Consider the following 24,094-nt stretch of genomic DNA (forward strand, 5'->3'; position numbering starts at 1 on the left):
CTGCGGGGCTTCTTTTGGATCCCCCTTCTGGATAAATATTCGCCAAACGATATAATCCCTGCATGAAGCAGGCAGCGGGCTGGTTTACGGGCTACAAAAGCCCGGTATTCGATGAGGTATTCGATGCCGAAGGCAAACCCCGTAAGCACTACGTGGAAGTGGTGAACCGCTTCAACGAACTGGGACTCGAGGACTTCCAGCGCCGCCGGGCCCTGACCGAGCTGGCTTTTCGCAACCAGGGCATTACCTTCCAGGTGTACGGCGACCCTTCGGCTGCCGAGCGGCCTTTTCCGCTGGATATTCTTCCAAGGGTTATTCCGGCTTCGGAGTGGCGGGTGGTGGAACAAGGGCTCATTCAGCGGGTCAAAGCACTTAACTTGTTTCTGAATGACATATACAATGGCCAGCATATTCTTTCAGATAACGTGCTGCCACCGGGGTTGGTGCTCAACCATCCGCAATACTACCGGCAAGTACATGGGGTCAAGCTACCGCACGCGGCCTTTACCCATGTGGCCGGGATAGACCTGGTACGCGATGAGGAGGGGAAGTATCGGGTCTTAGAAGACAACCTGCGCACCCCCTCGGGGGTTTCGTATGTACTCTCCAACCGCCGGGTGATGAGCCGGGCGTTTCCCCAACTGCTGTCCAAAGCCAGAGTTCGACTGGTCGAAGACTACCCCGATATGCTGCTCAGCACGCTCAAGAGCTTGTCGCCCCGTGATGTGGCCGAGCCTTGCGTGGTGGTGCTGACCCCTGGCCCTTACAACAGCGCCTACTTTGAGCACATGTTCCTGGCACAACAGATGGGGGTGGAACTGGTGGAAGGCTCCGATTTGTTTGTGGATGAGGGTCGGGTCTGGATGCGTACTACTGCGGGTCGGCAGCATGTAGACGTGATCTACCGCCGTATTGACGATGACTTTTTGGATCCCACGGTCTTCCGGCCCGACTCGGTGCTGGGGGTACCGGGGCTGGTCAAGGTCTACCGCGAAGGTCGGGTGGCGCTGGCCAACGCCATTGGCAATGGAGTGGCCGACGACAAGGCGCTGTACGCTTATGTGCCCCGCATCATCAAGTATTACCTGAACCAGGAGCCTATTCTGCCGAATGTCGAGACCTATATTGGGGCCGAGCCCGATGGAGCCGACTACATCCTCTCACACGCCGCTGAGCTGGTGATCAAGAAAGTGGATCAGTCGGGGGGATATGGAATGCTCATTGGGCCACACGCCAGTAAAGCGCAGGTGGCCGAGTATATCGAGAAAGTGCGGGCTGAGCCGCATAATTTTGTAGCCCAGCCGGTGGTAGGGCTTTCGACCAGTCCTACCTTTGCCGAGGATACCCAAACTTTCGAGCCACGCCACATTGATCTGCGCCCCTTCGTATTGGTAGGGGAGAGCATTAAGGTGTTGCCCGGTGGGTTGACCAGGGTGGCGCTCAGGCGGGGTTCGCTGGTGGTGAACTCGTCGCAAGGTGGGGGGTCGAAGGATACATGGGTGCTGTCGTGAAAGGCAAGCAGGGGCTCCCTCCGCTGCCCTTTTTTCCTGTCAATCGGAGTTGTCATGCTGAGTCGAATAGCTGAAAACCTCTACTGGCTGGGCCGTTACATTGAGCGAGCCGAGAACACAGCGCGTTTGCTGGACGTGAATTACTATGCGGTGGCCGAAGCTCCAGTAGAGGGGATCGCGCCCGGCTGGTGGGGGCGCATTCTACGGGCATTGGAGGTGGAAAACCTTGAACCCACCGAAGAAACCGTGGTGCAGTGGCTGGCCTTCGACTTACAAAATCCCAGCAGTATTCGCAGTTGTGTCTGGCGGGTGCGGGAGAACGCCCGTACCACCCGTTTTTATCTGAACCTGGAGATCTGGGAACAGGTCAACCGGCTTCACAACCAGTGCTATCACAACACCGAGCAGGTGATGGCCCAGGAGAGTTTGCACGAATATTGTGTCACGGTACGGGAAGCCAGTCACCAGATTATGGGCATTGCCGAAGTAACCCTGCCACGTGATCTGGGCTTTTACTTTATGCGCTTGGGGCGCTATCTCGAGCGCTCGGATAACATGCTGCGGGTGTTGCAGGCCTATATTGGCGGGGGCGAGATGTCCAGGGAGGCCGAGATTCAAAACCACTTCAACCGCTCACTCTTGCGCAGTGTAGGGGCACTGGAAGCCTACCGCAAGGTTCATCACAATACCCTCGAGCTGCTCCGCATCGGCGAGTTTCTGCTTTTGAACAGCGGCTTTCCCCGCAGTGTGCGTTTCAGTGTGGATGGCCTCAAGCGGGCTGCCGAGGCGGTGCGTCGCCACAGCGATGGGGTGGGTAAGGAGGCCGTCCGCAAGGTAGGTAAGCTCTCCGCCACGCTGGAATATCTAGAAAACGCCAACCAGGTCTTCAAAAAGCGCGACCCCGATCTGGAGGAGCTGCTAGAAGAACTAGCCGATATTCATGCTGAACTGAGCCGGGTGTATTTTGGCTACTAATACCAGATTCGGTTAGTGCGGCGCCGGATGGCGCCGCACTAACCCGACCAAAGGGAGTGCTCTAGGATTCAAAAAGATAGCCTCTGGGGGTCTTTGGTTTGGATGATTCAAGAGATTGACCCACCCCTGAAAAGGTCGTCATAAAGAAGAACCGTGCCGAGAGTCCTTGCAAAGGATCCGGTCAGCACGGTACTTCTGTACGATGTTTGAAGACGTACAGTGTAGTTTATCGCGTTTGCAACAATGGGAACAAGGCTATGTGTTGGGCTTGCTGCAATCAGCCCATAAAACCCCCAGCGCGATAGCAGCCAGTGGAACGATAGGGTATAGCCCCAGCTATAGCTGTCGCCTGCTACGACAAGAAGCCAAACCCCACCAGTCCAGTCGAGAGCGACGGTTGGAAGCAGCCCCCAAGGGGATGTACCTGGGGGTGGACTTGGTTCCCGTAGCCCATCAAGGATGTTGGATCGAGGGCGTGGATCGGGTGTACTCCAGCAGTGATAAAGCTCCGGTGTGGGGACATAACCTGCTGTCATGTGGGCTGGTTGGATATGGGAAACTTCCCTACCCATTGAGTCTGGAGGGTTTCCCCACCAAGCCCATGAGTTCGGAGGTATACCCGTACCGAACCCCTGGTGAGGCGATGTGGCAGGTAGTCGAGGCCATCCGCAAGAATGGTAATGGTTATAGCCTCGCAGGCGTGGTGTTCGACAACCAGTTTGCGGGTAAGGCTTACCTCGCCAAGCTCTACCAGCACAACATACCTTTCGTAGCTCGGGCCAGACTGAATCAAAAGGTCGAACATGCAGGAAAGCAACGATCTATCCGAGAACTGGGTGAGCACTATCCACCCGGTAAAGCCCGCTATTACAAGCGTTTTGGCTGGTATGTCAAACGCATCAAGATCACCTTGGCCGATGTGGGTCGACTGGATATGCTGCTGATTTGGCTACCCCAGCCAGCAGGTTTCAAGCTGATGGCCCTCTTCTCCACCCTGGATGCAGGCATTCAAGAAGTCCTTGCCGCCTGGAAAGCTCGTTGGGATCTGGAGCGGGTGCATCGCCTGCTCAAACAGAACCTGGGTTTATCCAAATGCCTCTCTCGTTCCTATGCTGCTCAACTCAAACATGCTGACCTTGCCATCGAGGCCCTACACCTTATTCGACAGCAAAAACAACTACATCCAGATCTTTCTTGGCGCACAGCACAGCACAATGCCGCAAAAACCCTCAAATCCCAGCTACTGACCGTACTCCCTGCCCTTTCAGCCTGACTTTATGCCCTTTTTTTGATACTTTTCACTACAGTTCAATCTCTTGATGATTATCTTTTTGAATCCGGTATAATACCAGCGGACGCTGGCGCATCGGATTCCTTACTTCGCTTTGCTCCATTCGAAACAACAGCGACAAAAACCAACTTACCATTCCTTTAGCTCCTGGTGAGTGGTGTTTGCAAAGATTCTACTCTGACCAGCACATTTAGGCTTTCCTTACCCCCACCTCGCCGCAGCCCCTTGAGCGGCGGGCAATCGTCGTAGTCGCGCCCGTGGGCTTTTTTGACGTACTGTTCGGTGATGGTGGAGTTGTTGGTAGGATCGTAGCCACACCAGCCTGAGCCGGGAACAAAAGCTTCAACCCAGGCGTGGCTCCCCTCCGAACCCACCCCAGTGGCCAGATACCCCGAAACGTAACGGGCCGGAATGCCCACACTGCGCAGGACGGCCAGCATGGCCTGGGCATAATCCTGGCAGACCCCCGCCCGACCCTCTACAAACTGGATCAAGGGGGTGTCTACCTGGGTGGCTTGGGTGTTGTAGCTGAGGATGCGGTTGAGGTGCTCGGTGACTTCCAGCAGGTAACCGTGCAGGTCTTCGCTGGGTTTAGGGCGGCGCACCTCCAGAAGCTCGAGCCAGTTGTGGTGCAGCGGTATGCGGGGTGTGGGCGCTAGAAATTCAAAAAAACGCGATTCCAGGCTGCTCAATACCTGTACCGGCACCGAACTTGGTTTTGGAACCGCAAATGTCACCACCTTGGCCTGCATTTCTATCCGCAGTTGCTTGTGCGGTCTGGTAACGTGAAAATCGTAGACCCGGTTGTGGAAATAGTCCTGTCGGCTGCGGGGCATCGATTCAGGTGTAATGCTCAGACGGAATTCCAGGAGCCCCTGGCGGTGGTCATCTACCGGATAGAGCCACAGCTCATTGAAAGAGTCCCGCGCTTCATCGGGGTAGAAATACTCCGTCAGATGGTATACCGATAACAACACGCATAATAGCCTATCAAAAAATACGGAAGGGGTAGGATCGGACAGCAGGCTTTATTCAGGACTCGAGCCTTGCGTTTACATCGTCACGCCAGGGCAGCGAGGCCTGTGCACCAACCCTGGTGGCCGCCAGCGCTCCGGCCACGCAACCCAGCCGGACTGCCTGCGGCAGGGTCTTCCCTTCGCAGATCGCTGAAGCCAGCGCACCGATAAAAGCATCCCCCGCGCCCGTGGTGTCTACCGCCTCAACCTTGGGAACCGGCTGATGGCCCCAACCCTCAGGTCCAACCCATACGGCCCCTTGCTCGCCGAGGGTAATCACCACAGTAGGGGTTTTCTCGGATAGTACCCTGGCTACCTCGAGGGCCATTTCGGGCGAATCGGGCAAGACCCCGGTCAAGCCCAGGGCTTCGCTTTCGTTGACCACCAGGATATCCACATACCCGAGCAGCTTGTCGGGTAATTTCTGTGCCGGTGCGGCGTTCAGGATAACCCTGGCCCCAGCCTGGCGGCCCAACTCGGCTGCGCGGCGCACCGTGTCCAGGGGAATCTCGAGTTGCAGCACCACCACCCGTGCTCCCTCGAACTCGGCAGACGAGAGGTTCTCGGGCCTGAGGCGGTAGTTGGCCCCCGGCGAGACGATGATGGTGTTTTGCCCTTCTTCGTTCACCGCAATAAAGGCCACGCCGGTGGGGGCCGCGATGGGAATGGTGGCGTTCACGTTGATGCCCTCACGCTTGAGCGCATTGCGGAGCTGGTTGCCAAACTCATCCTGCCCCACCCGCCCAATCATCCGCACCCCTGTGCCCTGGGCGGCTGCGCTGGCCCCTTTAGCAATTGGCACGGTGCGGCCCAGCATACGGGCTGCCGCTACCGCCTGGTTAGCGCCTTTGCCCCCGTGGTGGGTTTCGTAGTCCGAGCCCAGCAGGGTCTCGCCCGGTAGCGGATGCCGCTTGACCCTTACCACCAGATCCATGTTGATGCTCCCCACCACAACAATGCTCATGATGCATAGCTTACAAGGGCTAAAAGCCCAAAGACTAAAGCTGAAAGCCAAAAATGGGTGCTGTGGCGGCTTACGGGTTTGCCAACCCCGTGGGTCTGAGGTCTTTTTAGCCATAGACCACTGGCTATTGGCCATCAGCTTTTGTAGCGCCCAATGCGCTCTACCAGTAGATCGTAGAACCCCTCGACATCGATCTCGAGGCCCACTTCGCAGTTGGGCTGCTTGCCGGTTACGCGCCAGTAGTCGCAGACCGTGCGGCCGTAGGCCAGCCCCTCGTTGGCCTCGATTTCCACATTGAACAGGGCAGTTTTGAACAGGTCGGGCCGCAGCAGGAATGCCACCGCGCAGGCGTCGTGGATGGGGGCCCCGTCCCACTTGTAGCGCTGGATGTGGTGCTCGCGAAAGAACTCGAGCAGCTCCGCCGTAAAAGCCCCTACCCGGGTCCCCAGGGCGCGGAAACGCTCTACTCGATCCGGGTGGGCCACAGTCTGGTGGGTCAGGTTGAGGCCCATCATCACCAGGGGAACCCCCGCCTCAAACACAATCTTGGCCGCGTGGGGGTCACACAGAATGTTGAACTCGGCACTCGGTGACCAGTTGCCGATGTCAATGGAGCCACCCATCAGCACAATTTCTTGAATCTGTGGAACGATTCGGGGCTCCAGGCGCATGGCCAGGGCAATGTTGGTCAGGGCCCCTACCGGGACCAGGGTGACCTGACCGGGGTATTTGAGCACCTGCTCGATGATGAAATGGACGGCATGCTGGGGCTCGGCCTGGCCGGTGGGGATGGGCAGGTGCGGGCCTTCAAGCCCCGAGACCCCGTGGACGGCCTCAGCGCTGATGCGGCCCCGCACCAGGGGGCGGTCGGTGCCGGCATAGATGGGCACACTGCTGCCCAACACCTCCCGCACCACCAGGGCGTTGCGGGTGGTGCGCTCGAGGCTCACATTGCCATAGACGGTGGTGATGCCCAGTACTTCCAGTTCCTCGCTGGCCAGGGCCAGCATGATGGCGATGGCGTCGTCGTGTCCGGGGTCGCAGTCGAGGATGATTTTGCGTGGCACGAATCACAGCTTATCGTAAAAAATCCGCTGTGCAGAAATAGTAGGCTTTCTTATGGCATAAAGCGTACAATCACTCCATGCACAAATGGATTGGCCCGATGGTGCTGGTGTGGGGCCTGGTGGGTTGCACCCCACCCTCCCCGGTGAGCCCCAACCACTGGGAATCGGTGCAAACCCTCTATCAAGATGTATTTTTGCTGCGGGAGAAAGTTTCCTACCGCAGCGGTGACCTCAGAATTTTTGGTCAGATTTGTCGTCCCAACCGCCAGGGACGGTTTCCCATTGTGCTCTGGAACCACGGCGGCTTTGCGGGCCTCCAGGTAGGCGATGAGAATCTTTGTCAGAACCTGGCTTTCTTGGGGTATGTGGTTTTGATGTCTTCCTATCGTGGCGAGGATGGTTCCGAGGGTAACATTGAGGTCTGCCAGGGGGAGGTGGACGATGCGCTAGAGATGCTAGCCATTGGGCGCACCATGCCCTACGCCAACCCGAACCGGGTGGCGGTGGCTGGGGGTTCGCACGGGGGATGTATCAGCTTGCGTGCGGTGCAGAAAGGCGCACCGGCCCAGGTTCTGATTGACCTTTTTGGCCCCACCGATTGGGTCGCGGAGTACCAGCAGCTCGAGCAGCTTGCAGCCTCCGGCGACGCCACCAGGAAACAGGCGGGCCAAACCCTGCTGGCCTTGCTGAACTCTGCGCTGGGTGGAACCCCCGGCCAGACCCTGCAAAACTACAAGGTGCGCTCACCCATAGAATATGCTGCCAATTTGAGCAACTGGCCCGGTTCAATGCTGGTGGTGCACGGAGCCCTGGACTGGCTGGTTTTACCGAATCAGTCGTGTAATCTGGCCAGGACGGTAGGTCAGTTTACCAGCTTCCGCATTCAGGCCAACAATACCACCTCCACCACTCCACCGACCGGTTGTGAGGCGGCAGGCCTGACCTGGGCCGGGGGTGAGATACCCAGGGGCAACTGGGGCGGGAAGCGCTATCTGCTGGTCTACGACAACTTTGGTCATGGCGATGGCGAGCAGAGCAACCTGGCCCTACTGGATGCGCTCAACTATCTGGGCAACAAATTTCCTGCCAACTGAGCAGCGGGTGTCCGAGAGATGCCGGGCGGTGTGCAGTACGGTACAATCGCCTTATGCTCGAGGTCAAGGAAGCGGTCAAGATTGCCACTGAATACATCCAGACGCTATTTAGCGAACGCCAGATTCCCGAACTGCGGCTCGAGGAGGTCGAACTCTCGTCCGACAATCAGTTCTGGGAGGTGACCCTTTCCTTTGTGGTGCGCGAACCCACCGCCTACTTGAGCCTGGGCGATGCGGCCCGCACCCGCGAGTACAAGATTTTTCGCATCAACGCCGAAACGGGGCAGGTACAGAGCATGAAGATTCGCAAAGTTTAGGGTAGTGCTGCAAAAGAATGACGAAGTCTTGTGGGCGCAAGTTCTACGCAAAGTGGTTGCCATGAATACCCGGTACAGCAGGGTTTGCTGGGCCGGGTGCATTGCGCCTCACATGGTGAGGTGCAATAGCAGGAAACGCGATCAGGACTGGCTTTTTACAATTTCCCGGGCGGGGTCGCGCCTCTTTTTTTAGAGGCAAAAAAATTGTGAAACTACGATAGACTTTGGGCATGCGCCCTGCTTGGCTGGAAGTGAACTTCGATGTCCTGGCCCACAATTTCAACCTTCTGCGCACTACCGCAGGCCATGTGCAGGTGGTCGGAATCGTCAAGGCCAACGCCTATGGCCACGGGGCAGTGGAGGTGGGTAAGGAATTGTTGCGCCTGGGGGCCTGGGGGCTGGCCGTAGCCACGACCCAGGAAGCCCGCGAACTGCGCCGAGCGGGTATCAAAGCCCGCATCCTGCTCATGGGGAGCCTGCACCCTCAGCAGGCTTCAGAAGTGCTCGAGCTGGATCTAATCCCCTCCATTTCCACCCTCGAGAGTGCCGAGGCCCTCAATGCACTGGGTAAGGCAGTGGCGGTACACCTCGAGTTCGATACCGGCATGGGTCGGGTCGGTTTCCAGCCCGAGGAAGCGCCCCTGATCAAGGAACACTTTGCCCGTTACGAAAACCTGCTCATCCAGGGCATCTACTCTCATTTTGCCGACGCTGAAGAGGACGAACCCTGGACAAGGGAGCAGATTGCCCGGTTTCAGCAGGTGCAGCAGGTCTTTGGACCGGGCTACTTCTATCATCTGTGCAACACCGCCGGTACCGTCAACTACGGCGAGTATGGCCTGAGCGCGGTGCGCCCTGGCATCGGCCTGTACGGTCTGCTGCCCAACCTGGGTCTGCGGCCCATAGCCCGCCTGCTGGCCAAACCCACCCAGGTCAAAGAGCTTCCCCCTGGGCGCAGAATCGGCTACGGCGGCCTTTACACCACCCAGGGCCGCGAGTGGATTGCCACATTGCCGGTGGGGTATGCCGATGGCATGCCGCGCCTGGTTTTCAACCGGGCTACCGTTCGCTATTTCTCGGGTTCTGAAGCGCAGCACCCGGAGCCCTGCATCTGTCCGGTGGTGGGGCGGGTCTCGATGGATCAGATCACCGTCCGCGTCCCTGCGCCGGTGGGGCTCGATCAGGTGTTCGAAGTGGCCACCCCCGACTTTAGCCCTACCAGCAGCCTGTGGGGCTGGGCCGAGCTCACCGGCACGGTGAGCTACGAGCCAGCGGTGCGGCTCTCGCCTCGGTTGCCCAGGGTATATTTGCGCGACGGGGTTGAGGTCGCGCGGGTAGAGTAGAGGTTTTTTGAAGGGCTGAGGGAAACCACTTTTGCTTTTTGATGCTGCGACGAAAATCAGATATGTGGTTGCGATGAAAGCCATCAAACTGTTTCAGGGGTATCTGTGGCACCCCAAAGACCTGGCCTTCGACCCCCGCGAGGCCCTGCCCCGCCAACTAGGAGAGGTACACGTGCTCGTGGACAAAGTGCGAGCCCCCATGACCTTTTTCGAGGATGGCACCCCCACCGAGACCCAGCAGTTCTACCAGGTGACGCTGCTGGTGCGAACCGAGCAGGAGCCCGCTGCGCTGAAACCCCTGGCCGAGTCCGTGAGCCGGGAGCTTAATCCGTACCTCGAGGCCACCCCTCAAACGGTGGGCTGGCAACTGCTGGAGGATTTGCGGCAGATTTGATGCGGGGTACGCCATGCCCGGTCAAGCAGTTAGTAATCGTTATTCTCATCAGCTTCCCTCGACCCCTTTCTCTTCCGAGGCGCAGGCCGTGCGACGCGGAATCTAGTATGACAAAAGGATCGTGAATGCGGGGTACTGGTGGTGCATCAGATTCCCCACTCCGCCGCGCTGCGTTCGGAACATGGTCTTGTGATCCTGCCCCAATTGAGTAATACCGGATTCAAAAAGATAATCATCCAAACCAAAGATCCCCCATTAGGCTATCTTTTTGAATCCTAGAGCACACCCCTCCCGAACGGTCTGCGAAGAAAGCGTCTGCCTTCCAAGGGGCGGTATCGCCCTCCGCTACGCGGATAACTTCCAAGGGGCGGTATCGCCCTCCGCTACGCGGATAACTTCCAAGGGGCGGTATCGCCCTCCGCTACGCGGATAACTTCGGCCCGGTTAGTTCGCCGCCATCCGGCGCCGAACTAACCGAATCTGGTGTGAAGCGAGTTTTCAGAGATTTCGCTTTCATCAAGCCGATTTGCTGAGAACAGCCTGCCAAAGGCCACATCATCCATGACAAGGAATTCATCGCAGAGGCTACTGGCCACGACTTGGTAGCAGCCCGCATCGCGGCACAGAACAATCGGCAACTTTACTCTGGGCGATGCTAACTAAAAACATTGAGCATGGTTAATCACCCAAAACTACCACTTGAACATTTATGCACTTACATTTTGTGGTTATGCAGGCACCAACCTCTAAACAAATCATGATAATGCGGTCTTTGAGTCTGATTTTGCGCACAATTTGCTCAAATAAACAGGTCGGGTGCAATAAAAAACAAGCTTGACCGCTTATGCTTAGATTTGTATCCTTATTCAGTATGTTTGCGGCAAGTTACCGGTTGTACCACAGGAGATTTGGCGGTACTGTATGGCTTTGTGTGGGCTTTGTTCCCAACCCAGAGGTGAATGAATGAAAATCGTACTCGCGTACTCCGGCGGTCTGGACACCAGCATCATCTTGAAATGGCTTATCGAAAACTACAACGCTGAGGTCATCACCTTTACCGCCGATATTGGCCAGGGTGAGGAGGTTGAGGAGGCCCGGGTCAAGGCCCTCCAGACCGGCGCCAGCAAGGCCTATGCCCTGGATTTGCGCGAAGAGTTCGTGCGCGATTTTGTCTACCCCATGCTGCGCTCGGGCGCGCTCTACGAGGGCTACTACCTGCTGGGCACCTCCATCGCCCGGCCCCTAATCGCCAAGCACCTGGTGCGCATTGCCCAGGAAGAGGGGGCCGAGGCCATCTCGCACGGGGCGACCGGCAAAGGCAACGACCAGGTGCGTTTCGAGCTTACGGCCTACGCGCTCAAGCCCGACATCAAGGTGATTGCCCCCTGGCGTGAGTGGAACCTGGTGAGCCGTCCCCAAATGATGGAGTATGCAGCCATACACGGGATTCCGGTGCCCACCACCCTCGAGAAGCCCTACAGCGTGGACTCCAACCTGCTGCACAACTCCTTCGAGGGCGGGGTGCTGGAAGACCCCTGGGCCGAACCTCCCGCCGGAATGTTTCGCCTGACCCAGGATCCCTGGGACGCCCCCGACCAGCCCGAGCTGGTGGAAATTCAGGTCGAAAGCGGCGATGTGGTGGCCGTGAACGGTGAGCGGCTTTCCCCCGCCGGCCTGTTGGCCAGGCTCAACGAAATTGGCGGACGGCACGGCATCGGACGGGTGGATCTAGTAGAAAACCGCTTTGTGGGTATGAAGTCGCGGGGCGTTTACGAAACCCCCGGCGGCACCCTGATGTACCACGCCCGGCGGGCCGTGGAAAGCCTCAGCCTCGACCGCGAGGTGATGCACCAGCGCGACCAGCTGGGGGTCAAGTACGCCGAGCTGGTGTACAACGGCTTCTGGTTTGCCCCCGAACGCGAGGCCCTGCAAGCCTACATGGACCATGTGGCCAAGACCGTCACCGGCACGGTGCGCTTCAAGCTGTATAAGGGCAATATTATCCTGGCCGGGCGCAAGTCGCCGCTCTCGCTTTACGATAAGAGCCTGGTCTCCTTCGATGAAAAAGGTGGCTATAACCAGGCCGATGCCGACGGCTTCATCAAGCTCAACTCGCTCAGGCTGCGGGTACGGGCCAAGGCCCAGCCGAAGGACTAGTCGAGGCTCAGGTGTCGAGGGTCGAGGGACAGCCGTTGTTACCAGGGTTTTGTGGCCCAGGTGGGGTTTGCCATGCAGGCTGAATCAACCCAGGTGCAGATTCGCCTCGCTACCCCCGCCGACGCGGAGGTCGTGGCCCATCTGGTGCGCCGGGCCTGGGCCGACCGGGTGGCCCCGGACTCCTCAGGCCACCAGGAAACGGCTGAACGGGTGCAGGCCGACCTCGAGCGCGGCTACGCCTGGGTGGCCCTCAGTGGCACAGAAGTGGTGGGTACGGTACGTCTGGTGCGCCACCCCGACCCCAGAGAGCGCGGGGTTTGGGAGGTCAGGAAACTCGGGGTGTTGCCCGAGTACCGCAAGCAGGGGGTGGCCCACCGGCTGATGGAGGTGCTGGCCCGCCGGGCCTTCGAGGTGCGGGCTAGGGAACTGCGCCTGGCCGTGCGGCACGACCAGCCCAAGCTGCTCAAGTGGTACACCCAGTTTGGCTTTGTGTACGACCCCGGCCTGCGCTACAGCACGCCCAACCCCAATACCCCGCCGCCTTTTGTGATGGTGCGGAGGCTCGAGGTGCTCTCATGAGTTGCTGTAGCATCCCGTCCCTGGTTTGCAGGTCGCGGGCTGAAGATGAAGGTGGTTGCGGTGCAGAATGGTAGGTCTTTCGAGCCTTGCGTTGTGCGTCTGGTACGTCGGGCTGTGACTATCGGCAATAGGCCATCCACCATCGGCTGTCGCTTAGGGAGGAATACTTGAGCCAGGATACCCAAAAAACCTGGGGGGGCCGCTTCAGCGAGGCCCCCAGCCGGATCGCGCAGGAGTTCAACGCCTCCTGGAGCTTCGATAAGCGCCTGGCCCTGGTGGATATCCAGGGCTCGCTGGCCCATGCAGCTATGCTGGCGCGGCAGGGCATCCTTTCTGGCGAGGAAGAGGCCCAGATACGCCAGGGTCTTTTGGCGGTGCGGCAAGAAATTCTAGACGGCACTTTTCAGTGGCGTGAGGAACTGGAAGACGTGCACATGAACGTTGAGGCGCGCCTCACGGAACTGGTAGGCCCGGTGGGGGGCAAGCTGCATACCGCCCGCAGCCGCAACGACCAGGTAGCCACCGACCTGCGCCTGTGGGTTCGAGGGGAACTGCAGGGCATGCTGGCCGACCTGAAGGCCTTGCGAAAGGTGCTGGTGCAGGAGGCTGAAAAGTACCTCGAGCCCCCCCTCATCCTGCCCGGCTATACCCACCTGCAACGGGCCATGCCGGTGCTTTTGTCGCACTGGTTTTTGGCCTATTGCGAGATGCTTACGCGCGACGCCGGGCGTATTCAGGACGCTTTGAACCGCCTAAACGAATCCCCCCTGGGCGCGGCGGCCCTGGCCGGCACGGGCTTTCCCATCGACCGGCACCAGACGGCTAAAGCGCTGGGCTTCGCCCGCCCCATGCGCAACTCCATGGATGCGGTGGGCTCGCGCGACTTTGTGCTCGAGGTGCTGGCAGCCCTGGCTATCGCTCAGATTACCCTCTCACGCCTGGCCGAAGAGATTATCCTTTACACCACCTTCGAGTTTGGCTTTGCCACTTTGCCCGACGCCTTCTCTACCGGAAGCTCCATCATGCCGCAGAAGAAAAACGCCGACCACGCCGAGCTCATCCGGGGCAAGGCGGGCCGGGTGCTGGGCAGCTTCGTCACCCTGGCTACCCTGACCAAGGGCCTGCCCCTAACCTATAACAAAGACCTGCAGGAGGACAAAGAGCCCCTCTTCGACGCGGTGGATACCTACCGGGCCTCGGTCAAGCTCCTGGCGGCCATGCTGCCGGGCCTCAAATGGAACCCCGAGGCTATGGCCAGGGCCGCCGAGTCGGGCTTCTCGCTGGCCACCGAGCTGGCCGACTACCTGGCCGAACGCGGGGTGCCCTTCCGGGAGGCCCATCATGTGGTGGGGCGTATCGTGCGCCACTGCGCCGAGGGCGGCAAGGAACTGCGCGACCTGAGCCTGGCTGAACTCCGGGGCTTCCACCCCTTGTTTGATGAGGAGGCCCTGGCCCTGACCCGCCTCGAGACCGCCATCCACCGACGACGAAGCTACGGCGGCACCGCCCCCGAGGCGGTGCGGGAAGCCTTGAAAGTGCTGAAGCTCGAGGTCGAGGTGTGAGGCTGGGTTCGAGTAACATCGCCATTACCCCTGTGTGGGGTAGGGCAGGCTGAGGGGGGCATGTGAGTAACCTGATTGAGATTGGCACCACCGTTTTGCCCAGGGTGCGCTGGGATGCCAACGTAGAGCTTCGCAAGGCCCGTATGAAGGATGTAGACCCCATCTACACCCTCATCAAATACTGGGCCGAACGGGGCCTGATGCTGGTGCGCAGCCACAACCACCTGTATGAGAACCTGCGCGACTTTTTCGTGTTGGAAGACGAAGATGGGCATATTGTGGGCAGCGGTGCTTTGCACATCCTGTGGCACGATATTGCCGAGGTGCGGGGCCTGGCCATCCACCCCGAACGCCAGGGGCAGGGTTTGGGCCGCTGGATTGCCCTGGCAGCAGAGCGCGAAGCCAAGGACCTGGGCATCCCCCAGATTTTCGCCTGGACGCTCCAGGTTAGGTTCTTCACCAGCCTGGGCTATCAGGTCACCACCCGCGAAGCCCTGCCGCCCAAAGTTTTTGCCGAATGCAGCGCCTGCCCCTTTTACGACAACTGCCGCGAAATTGGCGTAACCAAGGTGCTGGATGTAGAAAACGCCTATAAAAAGAGCATGACCTAGCGTTTCAAGCTCCGTAATGAATGCCGGGGGATGAGCAAATAACCCCAGCAAGAACCGCCGGGTAACAACGAGAACCCTGAGCTGTATAGAAATGCGAAAAACGTGTAAATTGTTTCTTTAGGAAGCGAGGCTTAGGGCATGAGAGAGCGCGCAGTGTTGGTACTCGAGGATGGCACTACTTACCACGGCTTTGCCTTTGGGCACCGGGGCAAGAATGTGGGGGAGGTGGTCTTCAACACCGCCCAGACCGGCTACCAGGAAATCCTGACCGACCCCAGCTACAACGGCCAGATTGTGGTGATGACCTATCCCCACCAGGGCAACTACGGGGTGAACGTGTTCGACATGGAAAGCAACCGGCCCTGGGTGCGGGGTTTTGTGGCCCGGGAGTTCAGCAAGTACACTGCCGGGCCCCGCGCCCAGCAGAGCCTGGAAGAGTTCATGCGCGATACCGGGGTGATCGGCCTGGAAGGCATCGATACCCGCGCCCTGGTGCGCAAAATCCGCGAGGGGGGGGTGATGAAGGGGGTGATTGCCCACGCCACCCATTTTGGTTCGCCCAGCTACCGCTTCACCCCCGAAGACCTGGCCGCCCTGCGCGAAGAAGCCCGAAAATGGACCGACATTGATGGGCGCGATATGACCCCCGAGGTTTCCACCCCGCTGCCGTATCAGTTCCCCACCTTCAAGGGGCAGCGGCGGGTGGTGGTGATGGACTTCGGTATCAAGCACGCCCAGATGCGCTACATGGCCGAGCTGGGCTTCGAGCTGATAGTGGTGCCGGGCAAAACCAGCCCCGCGCAAATTATGGCCCTGGAACCCCACGGCCTCTTCGTGTCCAATGGTCCCGGCGACCCCAGCATGCCCCGCTACGCCCACGAGACCCTCTGGAAGCTGATGGGTCTGTTGCCTACCTTTGGCATCTGTCTGGGCCACCAACTGCTCGGCCTGGCGGCGGGCGGACGTACCTTCAAGCTCAAGTTTGGGCACCGGGGGGCCAACCACCCGGTCAAGAACCTGCTCACCGGCAAAATCGAGATTACCAGCCAGAACCATGGCTACGCGGTAGACCCCGACTCTCTCAAGGACTTCAAGCCCACCCACATCAACCTCAACGATGGTACCCTGGAAGGCATGGCCCATCTGCGCTACCCGGTGTTCAGCGTGCAGTACCACCCCGAGGCCTGCCCCGGCCCGCACGACTCTATTTACCTGTTTCACCGATTCTTAGAGGAAGTAGACGCCTTCAACGGCTTGACCGGGATGCCGGTGGAGAAGCAGCGCGTGGGTGGGCTGGGGATTTAGCCTAGCGTACCAACTCGATTAGTTCGCTGCTCTGCCCGCCAAAGGTGCCCTCGCTGACCTGCTTGACCACACCCACCCCTTCGGCAAACCAGTAAGTGGCTTTGCCGCCAAAGCCAATGCCAAACTCGCCGCGGAAGCTGGCCTCAACCCGCAAAGCCTCGAAGCGGCCAGCGGGTACGTTGATGGTTTCTTTGGCCACGATACGGTTCTCGACCTCGAGAAAACCCGCTAGGTCGAATACCGCAATGCGGCCCTTTAGCTCGTAGCGGTAGATCCAGCGTCCGCCGACCCGCCAGGTCTCGTTGCTGGGGATGATTACGCCGGTGAGTTTGGTCATGCGCACGCTACCGCCTGGAATGGGTAGATCGCCCTCGGGTAGGGTGCGCAAGCCCTGGGGGGTGCATGTCCACTGGGTGGTCTCGGTGCGAGAGGCAAAGCGACGCTGCTCGAGGAGTGTGCCCGGGCCGGTTGGGATAAAAGTCTGGATGTAGACCTGATTATCGTTCAGATTCCGGTAGCGCCAGCGCAGGTCGGGATCGGTGGGGTAGAACGCGCTGGAACAAACATTGCCCAGGGCCAGGCTACCCAGCCACATCACCAGCCAGATGCTCCAGGCTTTCATACCCCCAGTGTGGGCAATGGACTCAGGGGAAATGTGGGACCACCCAACAAAGCCGCCGTTCGCTAAAGAAAAGGTTATGAAGTGTTAAGAATGGGTTGCTGGAGAGACCCAAGGGGCCAGAAGATGTCTGCTAATCAAGATTTTTGACATGATGCTTTAGGAACCGCGCTCGAGGCTCGCTGTTACAGACGTTGCTTTAGACTCGACTTTTGATGGCCAGCCCTTACAATACGCCAATGGGTTATACCACTCAGACACAGGTATGGAAACCGCACCCCAGCGGCCCTGGTCACACCGTGGTGGGCGAGGTGTTGGTTTATGAAGATTTGCGCAGCCCCCAATTGGGCAACAAGCGCGATATTCTGGTCTACCTGCCGCCATCCTATCGCACAAGCGACCGCCATTACCCCGTGCTCTACATGCACGACGGACAGAACATCTTCGATGAGGCCACCAGCTACGTGGGCGAGTGGCAGGTAGACGAGAGCATGGAGAAGCTGTCCCAGGAGGGCATCGAGGCTATTGTGGTGGGTATCCCCAACATGGGGGTGGAGCGCCTCAACGAATACAGCCCCTTCCGCGACCCCAAGCACGGGGGCGGCAAAGGCGAGAAGTACCTCAAGTTCCTTATCGAGACCGTCAAACCCTTCATAGACGACGAGTTTCGTACCCTGCCGGGCCGCGACCATACCGGCGTGATGGGCTCTTCGATGGGCGGGTTTATCAGCCTGTGCGCGTATTACTATCACCCCGAGGTTTTTGGCATTGCAGGCGTGGTGAGCCCGGCGTTCTGGTTTGCCGACGGGGCCATTTACAGCTTTGTGGAGAAAGCCCGCCAGGTGCCGGGGCGGCTCTACATGGACGTGGGTTTCCGCGAACTCACCCTTTCACACGTCAGCAGCCGCCGCTATCTGGAAGGGGTGCGCCGTATGCACCGCTTACTCCAGCAAAAAGGCTGGCAGCTTGGCCACGACTACCTTTACCTGGAAGACCCAGAGGGCGTGCACAATGAAGGCCACTGGGCGCGGCGTTTCCCCGACATGATGCGGTTTTTGTTTGGTGAGATTGCCCAGGACTGATACACACTCGTAGAAGTGTTCTTGTAGTCCACCCCACCCGACCTGTGGCTTGATGAACCCCAGTTTGTTGACCTTGCTTTGGGTTGCATCGCCACCTTCACAACGCTGCAAGCAATACCGGGAAAGAAGACAAACACATAAACTGGAGTTAGTATGCGCGTTCTGGTGACCTCGCTCAAAGGCGGGGTGGGCAAGACCACCACAGCCATTCACCTGGCTGCTTTTCTGCAACTGCGGGGTTCTACCTTGCTGGTGGATGCCGACCCAGCCGAGGGGGCTCTGGTCTGGGCGCGGCAAGGGGCCGGACTGCCCTTTGAGGTGGCTGGCCCCGAGGAGGCCCGGCCCAAGCGGTTCGAGCACGTGGTGATAGATACCGCTGGACATCCCAAGGGCAAAACCCTGCGAGAATACGCCGATAAGGCCAACCTGGTGGTTGTGCCTACTTCCCCTGGGCTGCTCTCGCTCTTCAGTTTGGAGCAGTTCGTAAAGGAGTTGGAGGGCTTCCCGCTCAAGGCCCTGGTCACCCTGGTTCCCCCCTTTCCCTCGCTGGATGGGATGCGTACCCTTGCACACCTGAAGGCCAGAAAAATTCCTCATTTCAAACATGTCATCTATCGCCTGGCTGCCTACGAGAAGGCCGTGCTGGCGGGAACGTTGGTGCAAAACGCCCCCGACCCCAGGGCTGTGCGGGCCTGGGAGGAGTACGTGCTGGTGGGGCGAGAGATGGTGAAGGGGTAGCGGTTCGGCTCAACTCGCTTTGCCGGTGTTCTTATCCGACGGGGTGTCCTTGTTGGCCAGTTGCTGCAAGAGGCCGAAGATCTGCTGGATCAGTTCATCGGACTTTCCGCTCCAGCCGGTGCTCAGGCCGTCAAGCAACTGACCCACCCCCAGCCCCTGGGTGTATTGTTCGGTCATCTTGGCCAGGGTGGTGGGGTCGCTATAAAGCTTCAAGCTTTGCAGGAGCCACTCGACGGATTTGCTATGCTGGGCTCAATCCACTGTTTGCACCACCCGGGCCATCCGCTCGAGCGCTTCTTGCACCAGATTCCGGCTAGTGGCGAAGTTCAGGCGCAGCCAGCCCTGGTACTGCGGCCCAAATATCTTGCCGTCGTTCAGGCCGACCTTGGCCTGCTCGAGCATTACCTTATGGGCGTCCTGGGCAAAGGGGGCGCGTGAGAAATCGAGCCAGGCCAGGTAGGTGCCCTCCGGGGGCAGGTAGCCGACCTGGGGCAGGTGCTGCTGGATAAAGCTGGTAATAAAGTCGCGGTTGCCTTTCAGATAGGCCCGCACCTCCTGGAGCCAGTCCTGGGCGTACTCGAGGGCGGCCCGCCAGGCGGCCATGGAGAGCACGTTGGGGTGGCCGCCGATGCCCTTGCTCACCTGGGCCAGCGCAGCCAGGATTTGCCTGTTGTGGCTGATGGCCACCCCCCCGCCCAGCCCCGCGGTGTTGTAGGTTTTGCAGGGCCCGCTGAGGGTGACGGTGCGCTGGGCTATCTCGGGGCCCAGGGAAGCGATGGGGATGTGTTTTCCTTCATAAATCAGGTCGGCCCAGAGTTCATCGGACATCACCCACAGGCGGTGCCGCAGGGCAAACTCGGCCAGCCGCTCGAGCTCATCCCGGCGGAAGACCCGGCCGGTGGGGTTCTGGGGGTTGCAGAGCAGCAGGAGCCGGGTGCGGGGGGTTACCAGGCTCTCCAGTTGCTCAAAGTCTATCTCCCAGCCAGAAGCAGTGCGTAGCAACGGGTTGTGCCGGGCTACGCGGTGGTGTTCATGGAGCGCAAAGAGGAAGGGATGGTAGACCGGCACCTGGGTAATCACCTCGTCGCCAGGGCTGCTCAGGGCCAGCACGCTGGCGTAAATGGCCGGCACAACCGAGGTAGTAAGTAGCAGGTTTTCGGGGGCCAGGCCGGTCAGACCATGTAGCTGCTGGTGCAGGATAATCCGGTTCAGAAGCTGCTTATCCCCGCTCATCTGGGGGTAGCCGATGCGCTCCTGGAGTCTTTCGACAATGGCCTCCCGGATGGCCGGACTGATTGGGAAGTCCATATCGGCTACCCACATGGGCAGCACATCCTCGGGGTAAAAGTGCCATTTGCCGCTGTAGCCGTGGGGGTCGCGCAGGGTGTGGGCGGACAGGTTGTCGAACTGCATGGCTATAGCTTATCGCCAACGGGTTGTTTTTGGCTTGCTTTACAAAGCCGTTCTGCGGCTACTGCGTATCGGGTGTTGTGTGGGCTGGAATGATTACATCTTCCAGTTGCTCTTCCAGCACCACCCGATTGCGCCCGGCGGCCTTGGCCCGGTACATGGCCTCGTCGGCCCGGCTCAGGAGGGCTGCTATGGTGTCGCCCTGGCGGTAGCAGGCCACGCCCAGGCTCAGGGTTACGTGTACACCCGACATGGGGGCTTCGCGGATGGCCTCGAGCAGACGCTGGGCCAGGCGATGGGCTTGCTGGAGGTCGGTCTCGGGGGCCAGAATTAAGAACTCCTCACCCCCCCAGCGGGCCAGGCTATCGCTCTCGCGCAGATGCTGGAGCAGCCGTCCCGATGCTTCGCGCAAGACCTGGTCGCCTACCGAGTGGCCGTAGGTATCGTTGACCCGCTTGAAATGGTCAAGATCGGCCAGCAAAACCGCAAAAGGACGGTTGTAGCGACGGGCCCGATCGAGTTCGTTGTCCAGTTTAATCTGCATGGCCCGTCGGTTGGTCAGGCTGGTGAGGGCATCGGTATGGGCCATCTGGTGCATCTGGGCATAGTGACGGCGTAAGTAGGCAAATAGGTATAGCAAACTTAGGTAAGCGATGTTGGAGAGGGTGAACTGAAGGGCAGTGTTTGCGGAAGAAACATTGAGGGAGGGGCTGGAAACCAGGCCAATGACCCCGGCCAGCAACCCCAAAGCCAGATAGGTTAGAGAGAAACGCAAGGCCTGCTTTCTGCTGAGCAGATTAAAGGCCATCAGATAGACCATAGGAAACCACAGCGCGGCGGGGGTAATGCCATCGCGCTGGTGAAGCTTGTAGGCGGCTTCGTAATAGAGGCTGAAAATTTGATACACCGCGATCATGCCCAGGGCAACCTGCCAGACTAACCGAATACCGTGAGGGTTGCGCCACAAGTAGACCTCCAGAAGCAAAAACCCCAGGGCCATTGGCAGGAGTAAAAGCTGGTCGGGCAGCGATAGCTTGCCCGCTAAGACCGACAATCCCCAGGCCGCCAGGGCGGCCACAGCCCCCAGGGGGAGCAGCCAGATGGTGAGGCGAATACGCAAACCCTCGAGGGGGTCGGCAACCTCTATGGTGGCGTAGGGGTCGAGGTTACGACGGGGCAACATAGTCAAGATTTAGAACAATCTATCATCACCAAGCACAATTGTGAGTTTATTGGGGGCCTGAGCTTCCCCCCAGCAGAAATACCGCTATAGCATCGTAGAAATGGCAGGAAATAGCGTATCCGATGCTACAGATTGCAACCATAAGCGTGCATTAAGAAGCCAAGGGGCTTGGTCTGGCTATAGGCTATAGACTTATAGACCATTGGCTACTAGCTAGGGTTTGAGACTTTCAATCAGGTATTCGGCTGCGGCCCAGCCGCTCTCGAGCGCCCCCTCTATCCGGGGCCCAGCGCACCAGTCTCCGCAAAAAACCAGGTTGTCCTGGGCCAGAAAGGGCCAGGGGTGGGTCTGGGTAGGCAGGGCATAGCGCCAGCGGTGGGCCATGGCGGTGCGGCACTGCCCCACCCAGTCGCCAAAGAGTTCCTGGGCCGCCTCGATGATCTGGCCCAGCGCCTCGGCGGGGGAGAGTTCCAGGTTCTGCTGGCTCCACGCTGCCGAGGCATGCAGCACCAGCACCGGGGGGTCTGGTACGGCTCGCTTGGTATGGTCGAGGGCGGCCCAGGCCAGAACCGGGTGTTCGATTTCCAGCCCTACCCAGTCCAGGTAGGGTATCTGATGGGGTACCAGGATAGCCGCCCAGCAAGGGGTGTAGCGCACGGCCTGCAAGGCTATTCGAACTTCCGGTTTGAGCCATTCGTTGGCCAGCTCAAGGGCCTGGGGAGCCGGCATGTTGAGTACCAGGGCCCGCCCTGAGCGAACCTGCCCGTCCTCGAGCCGTACCTTCCAACCGGCTTCGTGCTCACTTTTGTGCAGGCTCGTCACCAGGGCTTTGGTTTCCAGGGGCAATGGTTTATCTTGCGACTCCAGCCCCTGCAAAAAGACCTTGCCCAGGGTGCTCATACCGTCCGGGCAGACATAACGGGGGTGCCCGGCAGTGCGCGACTTGATACCGTTATGCCTTAATACGGGAAAACCCTGGGTCCACTCGCGCACGATGCCATGCTTGACCAGATCGGGAATCAGGATGCGCAACGGGTCGTTTTTGGCCGTGAAATACTGTGCGCCGTGGTCTACCCGCACAATTTTGCCATCCAGCTCGAGCCAGCGGGTCGCGGCCCGTCCCGAAACCCCCCGGGATTTATCCAGAACATGTACCTCAAGTCCGGCTCGAGCCAGATCCCGCCCTGCTGCCAACCCGGCCAGACCTGCGCCCACAATCAATACATCGGGTGAGTGCTCCATTACAAATCCAAGAATCGGGCTTGGGGCGCTTTTCGTCAATCTGGTAGGCTCTAGCCGGTGAAGCCAGCACTGGAAACCGACTGGTGGGCAATGGGGTTGCGGGTGGCCGGTATCGACGAAGCTGGGCGGGGGGCCCTGGCCGGGCCGGTAGTGGCCGCAGCGGTGATTTTGCCTCCGCCCAGGGGTTCTCTGGACTACCCTTTCCTCGATTCCAAGATGCTGGCTCCTAAGGAGCGGGAGGCTTTAGAACCCCAGGTTCGGGCGGTGGCCCTGGCCTATGGGGTGGGCTGGGCCGAAACGGCAGAAATAGACCGGCTCGGCATCCTGGGGGCCACCCACCTGGCGGCCCTGCGGGCCTTGAAGGAACTTATGCTGCCACCGGAGGCTTTGCTGACCGATTATCTACGTCTGGAGAGGGAGTGGCAGCAATACCTGCGCGACCATCCTGCCCGCCCCGATTCGCCAAACCTGCTGCGCTGCCCGGCCAAAGCCGACCAAAACAGCCCCACTGTGGCGGCAGCCAGCATCCTGGCTAAAGTGGCGCGGGATCGGCATATGCAAGCCCTCGAGCGCCGCTACCCAGGCTATGGGTTTGCCCAACACAAGGGTTACGGCACAGCGCAGCACCTGGAGGCCCTGGAGCGCTTGGGGCCCTGTGAGGCACACCGCCGTACTTTTGCCCCGGTGGCCCGGGCAGGGTTGTTTAGACTCTCTTGAGACAGGGATATTTGTAGCTGTGGGTAAGCTAGAATTTGCTAGGTGAACAGTATGCGAAGATGGCTTCCGCTTGCTTTACTGGCCGTATTGCTCTCGAGTTGCTTCCCTGCAGGTCGCCCCGGCGTTACGGTAGGTCTGCGCTTTGGTTTTGATCTGAGCCCCATCATTACCCGCTTCGAGCCCGACCGTGGGCGAGGGGCTAGCTACCTGGTCGGCGAGAGCGTGCGTTTTGTGGTCAGCCTGGCCCGTGCGGGTTACGTTACCCTCGTGGGCATTGACCCCGACGGCGTAACCTACGAGTTTGACCGGATCTTCCTTAACCCCGGCACCCACCTGCTCTCTGGCCCTCCGGGGTTCCGCTACGAGCTGCGCCCACCCCGGGGGATCCAGCGGGTTCGGGCCATCTACACCGATACCCCGCACCCCTCCGGCTTTATCTTCCGGGGCACCTACAGCTCGGAAGGCTGGGATCAACAGACCTCCATATACATCCAGCGCAGCGGCTCGAGGGTACGCGACGTAGCCGAAACGTTCTTCTACATCCGCTAACCAGCGGCAAGTCTTGTAGGATACCGTCAAAAGGACAGTTTACAAAACCAAAAACCCCAATGGTTTTCTTTTGAATCCTAGAGCACACCCTATCCCTGTCGGATGGCGAAAAAAATCGTCTCCCTTTCCAAGGGGCGGTATCGTCCTTCGCTACGCGAGTAACCTCGGTCGGTTTAGTTCGCTACCCTTCGATAACGAATCAACCGAATCTGGTATTACACACAAATCTGCCGTAAATACACCAAAATGTTTCCCAAATGCGAATCACCCAAGATTTGCCCTTGGGGACGTATATCTGAAGGGGTGTTTGCTTAACAGCCGCATTACAGGGGTTGAGATGAGTGTATGCGGTATTGATGTTGCCCTGC

At 59.4% G+C, this 24,094-nt stretch carries 24 protein-coding genes; 16 read left to right on the plus strand and 8 right to left on the minus strand.

From position 1 onward, the window contains the following. Positions 1-62: 62 nt before the first annotated feature. The 3 genes from Q0X23_RS08395 (at position 63) to Q0X23_RS08405 (ending at position 3,759) form a co-directional block, all read left to right on the plus strand. Positions 63-1,511 carry a circularly permuted type 2 ATP-grasp protein gene (locus Q0X23_RS08395; protein WP_297859885.1) on the plus strand — a complete coding sequence of 483 codons (1,449 nt, stop codon included), beginning with the start codon at positions 63-65 and terminating at the stop codon, positions 1,509-1,511. 54 nt (positions 1,512-1,565) lie between these two features. Beyond that, the gene (locus Q0X23_RS08400) at positions 1,566-2,486 is read left to right on the plus strand and encodes an alpha-E domain-containing protein (protein ID WP_297859886.1); all 921 of its coding nucleotides are present in this window, start codon (positions 1,566-1,568) and stop codon (positions 2,484-2,486) included. A gap of 643 nt (positions 2,487-3,129) precedes the next feature. Continuing rightward, complete coding sequence (locus Q0X23_RS08405) at positions 3,130-3,759, plus strand: transposase (RefSeq protein WP_297858494.1); 630 nt, start codon at positions 3,130-3,132, stop codon at positions 3,757-3,759. Between the two features lie 158 nt (positions 3,760-3,917). On the opposite strand, the gene Q0X23_RS08410 is transcribed toward Q0X23_RS08405, so the two are convergent. The 3 genes from Q0X23_RS08410 to Q0X23_RS08420 all read right to left on the minus strand — a co-directional run bounded on the left by Q0X23_RS08410 (position 3,918) and on the right by Q0X23_RS08420 (position 6,824). Then, entirely contained in the window at positions 3,918-4,754 is an 837-nt protein-coding gene (locus Q0X23_RS08410; protein WP_297859887.1) for a transglutaminase family protein, read from the minus strand. 55 nt (positions 4,755-4,809) lie between these two features. After that, positions 4,810-5,757: a ribokinase gene (gene rbsK / locus Q0X23_RS08415; protein ID WP_297859888.1), complete on the minus strand. Its 948-nt coding sequence runs from the start codon at positions 5,755-5,757 to the stop codon at positions 4,810-4,812. A 134-nt stretch (positions 5,758-5,891) separates the two neighbouring features. Beyond that, on the minus strand, positions 5,892-6,824 hold the full coding sequence (locus Q0X23_RS08420) for a nucleoside hydrolase (protein ID WP_297859889.1): 933 nt from the start codon (positions 6,822-6,824) through the stop codon (positions 5,892-5,894). A gap of 77 nt (positions 6,825-6,901) precedes the next feature. Here Q0X23_RS08420 and Q0X23_RS08425 point away from each other — a divergent pair, with 77 nt between their 5' ends. The 9 genes from Q0X23_RS08425 (at position 6,902) to carA (ending at position 16,186) form a co-directional block, all read left to right on the plus strand. Then, a complete protein-coding gene (locus Q0X23_RS08425) occupies positions 6,902-7,918 on the plus strand; it encodes a S9 family peptidase (RefSeq protein WP_297859890.1) in 1,017 nt (338 codons plus the stop codon). A gap of 53 nt (positions 7,919-7,971) precedes the next feature. Continuing rightward, positions 7,972-8,235 carry a hypothetical protein gene (locus tag Q0X23_RS08430; protein ID WP_297859891.1) on the plus strand — a complete coding sequence of 88 codons (264 nt, stop codon included), beginning with the start codon at positions 7,972-7,974 and terminating at the stop codon, positions 8,233-8,235. Positions 8,236-8,465: 230 nt separating this feature from the next. Further along, complete coding sequence (gene alr / locus Q0X23_RS08435; protein WP_297859892.1) at positions 8,466-9,578, plus strand: alanine racemase; 1,113 nt, start codon at positions 8,466-8,468, stop codon at positions 9,576-9,578. 73 nt (positions 9,579-9,651) lie between these two features. Further along, positions 9,652-9,972: a DUF3208 domain-containing protein gene (locus Q0X23_RS08440; protein ID WP_297859893.1), complete on the plus strand. Its 321-nt coding sequence runs from the start codon at positions 9,652-9,654 to the stop codon at positions 9,970-9,972. A gap of 963 nt (positions 9,973-10,935) precedes the next feature. After that, complete coding sequence (locus Q0X23_RS08445) at positions 10,936-12,129, plus strand: argininosuccinate synthase (RefSeq protein WP_297859894.1); 1,194 nt, start codon at positions 10,936-10,938, stop codon at positions 12,127-12,129. A gap of 72 nt (positions 12,130-12,201) precedes the next feature. Beyond that, complete coding sequence (locus Q0X23_RS08450) at positions 12,202-12,708, plus strand: GNAT family N-acetyltransferase (RefSeq protein ID WP_297859895.1); 507 nt, start codon at positions 12,202-12,204, stop codon at positions 12,706-12,708. Between the two features lie 167 nt (positions 12,709-12,875). After that, positions 12,876-14,270, plus strand: coding sequence for an argininosuccinate lyase (gene argH, locus Q0X23_RS08455; RefSeq protein WP_297859896.1), 1,395 nt, complete (start codon positions 12,876-12,878; stop codon positions 14,268-14,270). A 62-nt stretch (positions 14,271-14,332) separates the two neighbouring features. Beyond that, positions 14,333-14,881 carry an N-acetyltransferase gene (locus tag Q0X23_RS08460; protein WP_297859897.1) on the plus strand — a complete coding sequence of 183 codons (549 nt, stop codon included), beginning with the start codon at positions 14,333-14,335 and terminating at the stop codon, positions 14,879-14,881. Between the two features lie 138 nt (positions 14,882-15,019). Beyond that, entirely contained in the window at positions 15,020-16,186 is a 1,167-nt protein-coding gene (gene carA, locus Q0X23_RS08465) for a glutamine-hydrolyzing carbamoyl-phosphate synthase small subunit (RefSeq protein ID WP_297859898.1), read from the plus strand. Position 16,187: 1 nt separating this feature from the next. On the opposite strand, the gene Q0X23_RS08470 is transcribed toward carA, so the two are convergent. Next, on the minus strand, positions 16,188-16,808 hold the full coding sequence (locus Q0X23_RS08470) for a hypothetical protein (RefSeq protein WP_297859899.1): 621 nt from the start codon (positions 16,806-16,808) through the stop codon (positions 16,188-16,190). Positions 16,809-17,044: 236 nt separating this feature from the next. On the opposite strand from Q0X23_RS08470, the gene Q0X23_RS08475 reads away from it, so the two are divergent. Both Q0X23_RS08475 and Q0X23_RS08480 read left to right on the plus strand, forming a co-directional pair. Continuing rightward, positions 17,045-17,887, plus strand: a complete 843-nt coding sequence (locus Q0X23_RS08475) for an alpha/beta hydrolase (protein WP_297859900.1) — start codon at positions 17,045-17,047, stop codon at positions 17,885-17,887. A 153-nt stretch (positions 17,888-18,040) separates the two neighbouring features. Next, positions 18,041-18,625: a ParA family protein gene (locus Q0X23_RS08480; RefSeq protein WP_297859901.1), complete on the plus strand. Its 585-nt coding sequence runs from the start codon at positions 18,041-18,043 to the stop codon at positions 18,623-18,625. 9 nt (positions 18,626-18,634) lie between these two features. Here the strand turns inward: Q0X23_RS08480 and Q0X23_RS08485 are convergent, their stop codons facing one another. The 4 genes from Q0X23_RS08485 to Q0X23_RS08500 all read right to left on the minus strand — a co-directional run bounded on the left by Q0X23_RS08485 (position 18,635) and on the right by Q0X23_RS08500 (position 22,460). After that, positions 18,635-18,838 (minus strand): hypothetical protein, encoded by a 204-nt coding sequence (locus Q0X23_RS08485; protein ID WP_297859902.1) that lies wholly within the window; start codon positions 18,836-18,838, stop codon positions 18,635-18,637. 39 nt (positions 18,839-18,877) lie between these two features. Next, complete coding sequence (locus Q0X23_RS08490; protein WP_297859903.1) at positions 18,878-20,038, minus strand: MalY/PatB family protein; 1,161 nt, start codon at positions 20,036-20,038, stop codon at positions 18,878-18,880. A gap of 58 nt (positions 20,039-20,096) precedes the next feature. Beyond that, a complete protein-coding gene (locus Q0X23_RS08495; protein ID WP_297859904.1) occupies positions 20,097-21,218 on the minus strand; it encodes a diguanylate cyclase in 1,122 nt (373 codons plus the stop codon). 213 nt (positions 21,219-21,431) lie between these two features. Beyond that, positions 21,432-22,460, minus strand: a complete 1,029-nt coding sequence (locus Q0X23_RS08500) for an NAD(P)/FAD-dependent oxidoreductase (protein ID WP_297859905.1) — start codon at positions 22,458-22,460, stop codon at positions 21,432-21,434. Positions 22,461-22,550: 90 nt separating this feature from the next. Between Q0X23_RS08500 and Q0X23_RS08505 the strand changes: the two genes are divergently transcribed. Next, complete coding sequence (locus tag Q0X23_RS08505) at positions 22,551-23,177, plus strand: ribonuclease HII (RefSeq protein WP_374707475.1); 627 nt, start codon at positions 22,551-22,553, stop codon at positions 23,175-23,177. Between the two features lie 51 nt (positions 23,178-23,228). Continuing rightward, a complete protein-coding gene (locus tag Q0X23_RS08510; RefSeq protein WP_297859907.1) occupies positions 23,229-23,726 on the plus strand; it encodes a DUF4384 domain-containing protein in 498 nt (165 codons plus the stop codon). The last annotated feature ends 368 nt before the right edge of the window (positions 23,727-24,094 follow it).

This window comes from Meiothermus sp., assembly GCF_026004115.1.
In the GTDB taxonomy this organism is placed as follows: domain Bacteria; phylum Deinococcota; class Deinococci; order Deinococcales; family Thermaceae; genus Meiothermus.

What these genes read in the sequence shown, in the direction of transcription:
- carA (WP_297859898.1), top strand. Translation starts at nt 15,020, where the DNA reads ATGAGAGAGCGCGCAGTGTTGGTACTCGAGGATGGCACTACTTACCAC.
- Q0X23_RS08510 (WP_297859907.1), top strand. Translation starts at nt 23,229, where the DNA reads ATGCGAAGATGGCTTCCGCTTGCTTTACTGGCCGTATTGCTCTCGAGT.
- Q0X23_RS08405 (WP_297858494.1), top strand. Translation starts at nt 3,130, where the DNA reads ATGTGGCAGGTAGTCGAGGCCATCCGCAAGAATGGTAATGGTTATAGC.
- Q0X23_RS08445 (WP_297859894.1), top strand. Translation starts at nt 10,936, where the DNA reads ATGAAAATCGTACTCGCGTACTCCGGCGGTCTGGACACCAGCATCATC.
- Q0X23_RS08400 (WP_297859886.1), top strand. Translation starts at nt 1,566, where the DNA reads ATGCTGAGTCGAATAGCTGAAAACCTCTACTGGCTGGGCCGTTACATT.
- rbsK (WP_297859888.1), bottom strand. Translation starts at nt 5,757, where the DNA reads ATGAGCATTGTTGTGGTGGGGAGCATCAACATGGATCTGGTGGTAAGG.
- alr (WP_297859892.1), top strand. Translation starts at nt 8,466, where the DNA reads ATGCGCCCTGCTTGGCTGGAAGTGAACTTCGATGTCCTGGCCCACAAT.
- Q0X23_RS08425 (WP_297859890.1), top strand. Translation starts at nt 6,902, where the DNA reads ATGCACAAATGGATTGGCCCGATGGTGCTGGTGTGGGGCCTGGTGGGT.
- Q0X23_RS08470 (WP_297859899.1), bottom strand. Translation starts at nt 16,808, where the DNA reads ATGAAAGCCTGGAGCATCTGGCTGGTGATGTGGCTGGGTAGCCTGGCC.
- Q0X23_RS08500 (WP_297859905.1), bottom strand. Translation starts at nt 22,460, where the DNA reads ATGGAGCACTCACCCGATGTATTGATTGTGGGCGCAGGTCTGGCCGGG.
- Q0X23_RS08450 (WP_297859895.1), top strand. Translation starts at nt 12,202, where the DNA reads ATGCAGGCTGAATCAACCCAGGTGCAGATTCGCCTCGCTACCCCCGCC.
- Q0X23_RS08475 (WP_297859900.1), top strand. Translation starts at nt 17,045, where the DNA reads ATGGGTTATACCACTCAGACACAGGTATGGAAACCGCACCCCAGCGGC.
- Q0X23_RS08495 (WP_297859904.1), bottom strand. Translation starts at nt 21,218, where the DNA reads ATGTTGCCCCGTCGTAACCTCGACCCCTACGCCACCATAGAGGTTGCC.
- Q0X23_RS08480 (WP_297859901.1), top strand. Translation starts at nt 18,041, where the DNA reads ATGCGCGTTCTGGTGACCTCGCTCAAAGGCGGGGTGGGCAAGACCACC.
- Q0X23_RS08440 (WP_297859893.1), top strand. Translation starts at nt 9,652, where the DNA reads ATGAAAGCCATCAAACTGTTTCAGGGGTATCTGTGGCACCCCAAAGAC.
- Q0X23_RS08505 (WP_374707475.1), top strand. Translation starts at nt 22,551, where the DNA reads ATGGGGTTGCGGGTGGCCGGTATCGACGAAGCTGGGCGGGGGGCCCTG.
- Q0X23_RS08430 (WP_297859891.1), top strand. Translation starts at nt 7,972, where the DNA reads ATGCTCGAGGTCAAGGAAGCGGTCAAGATTGCCACTGAATACATCCAG.
- Q0X23_RS08490 (WP_297859903.1), bottom strand. Translation starts at nt 20,038, where the DNA reads ATGCAGTTCGACAACCTGTCCGCCCACACCCTGCGCGACCCCCACGGC.
- Q0X23_RS08395 (WP_297859885.1), top strand. Translation starts at nt 63, where the DNA reads ATGAAGCAGGCAGCGGGCTGGTTTACGGGCTACAAAAGCCCGGTATTC.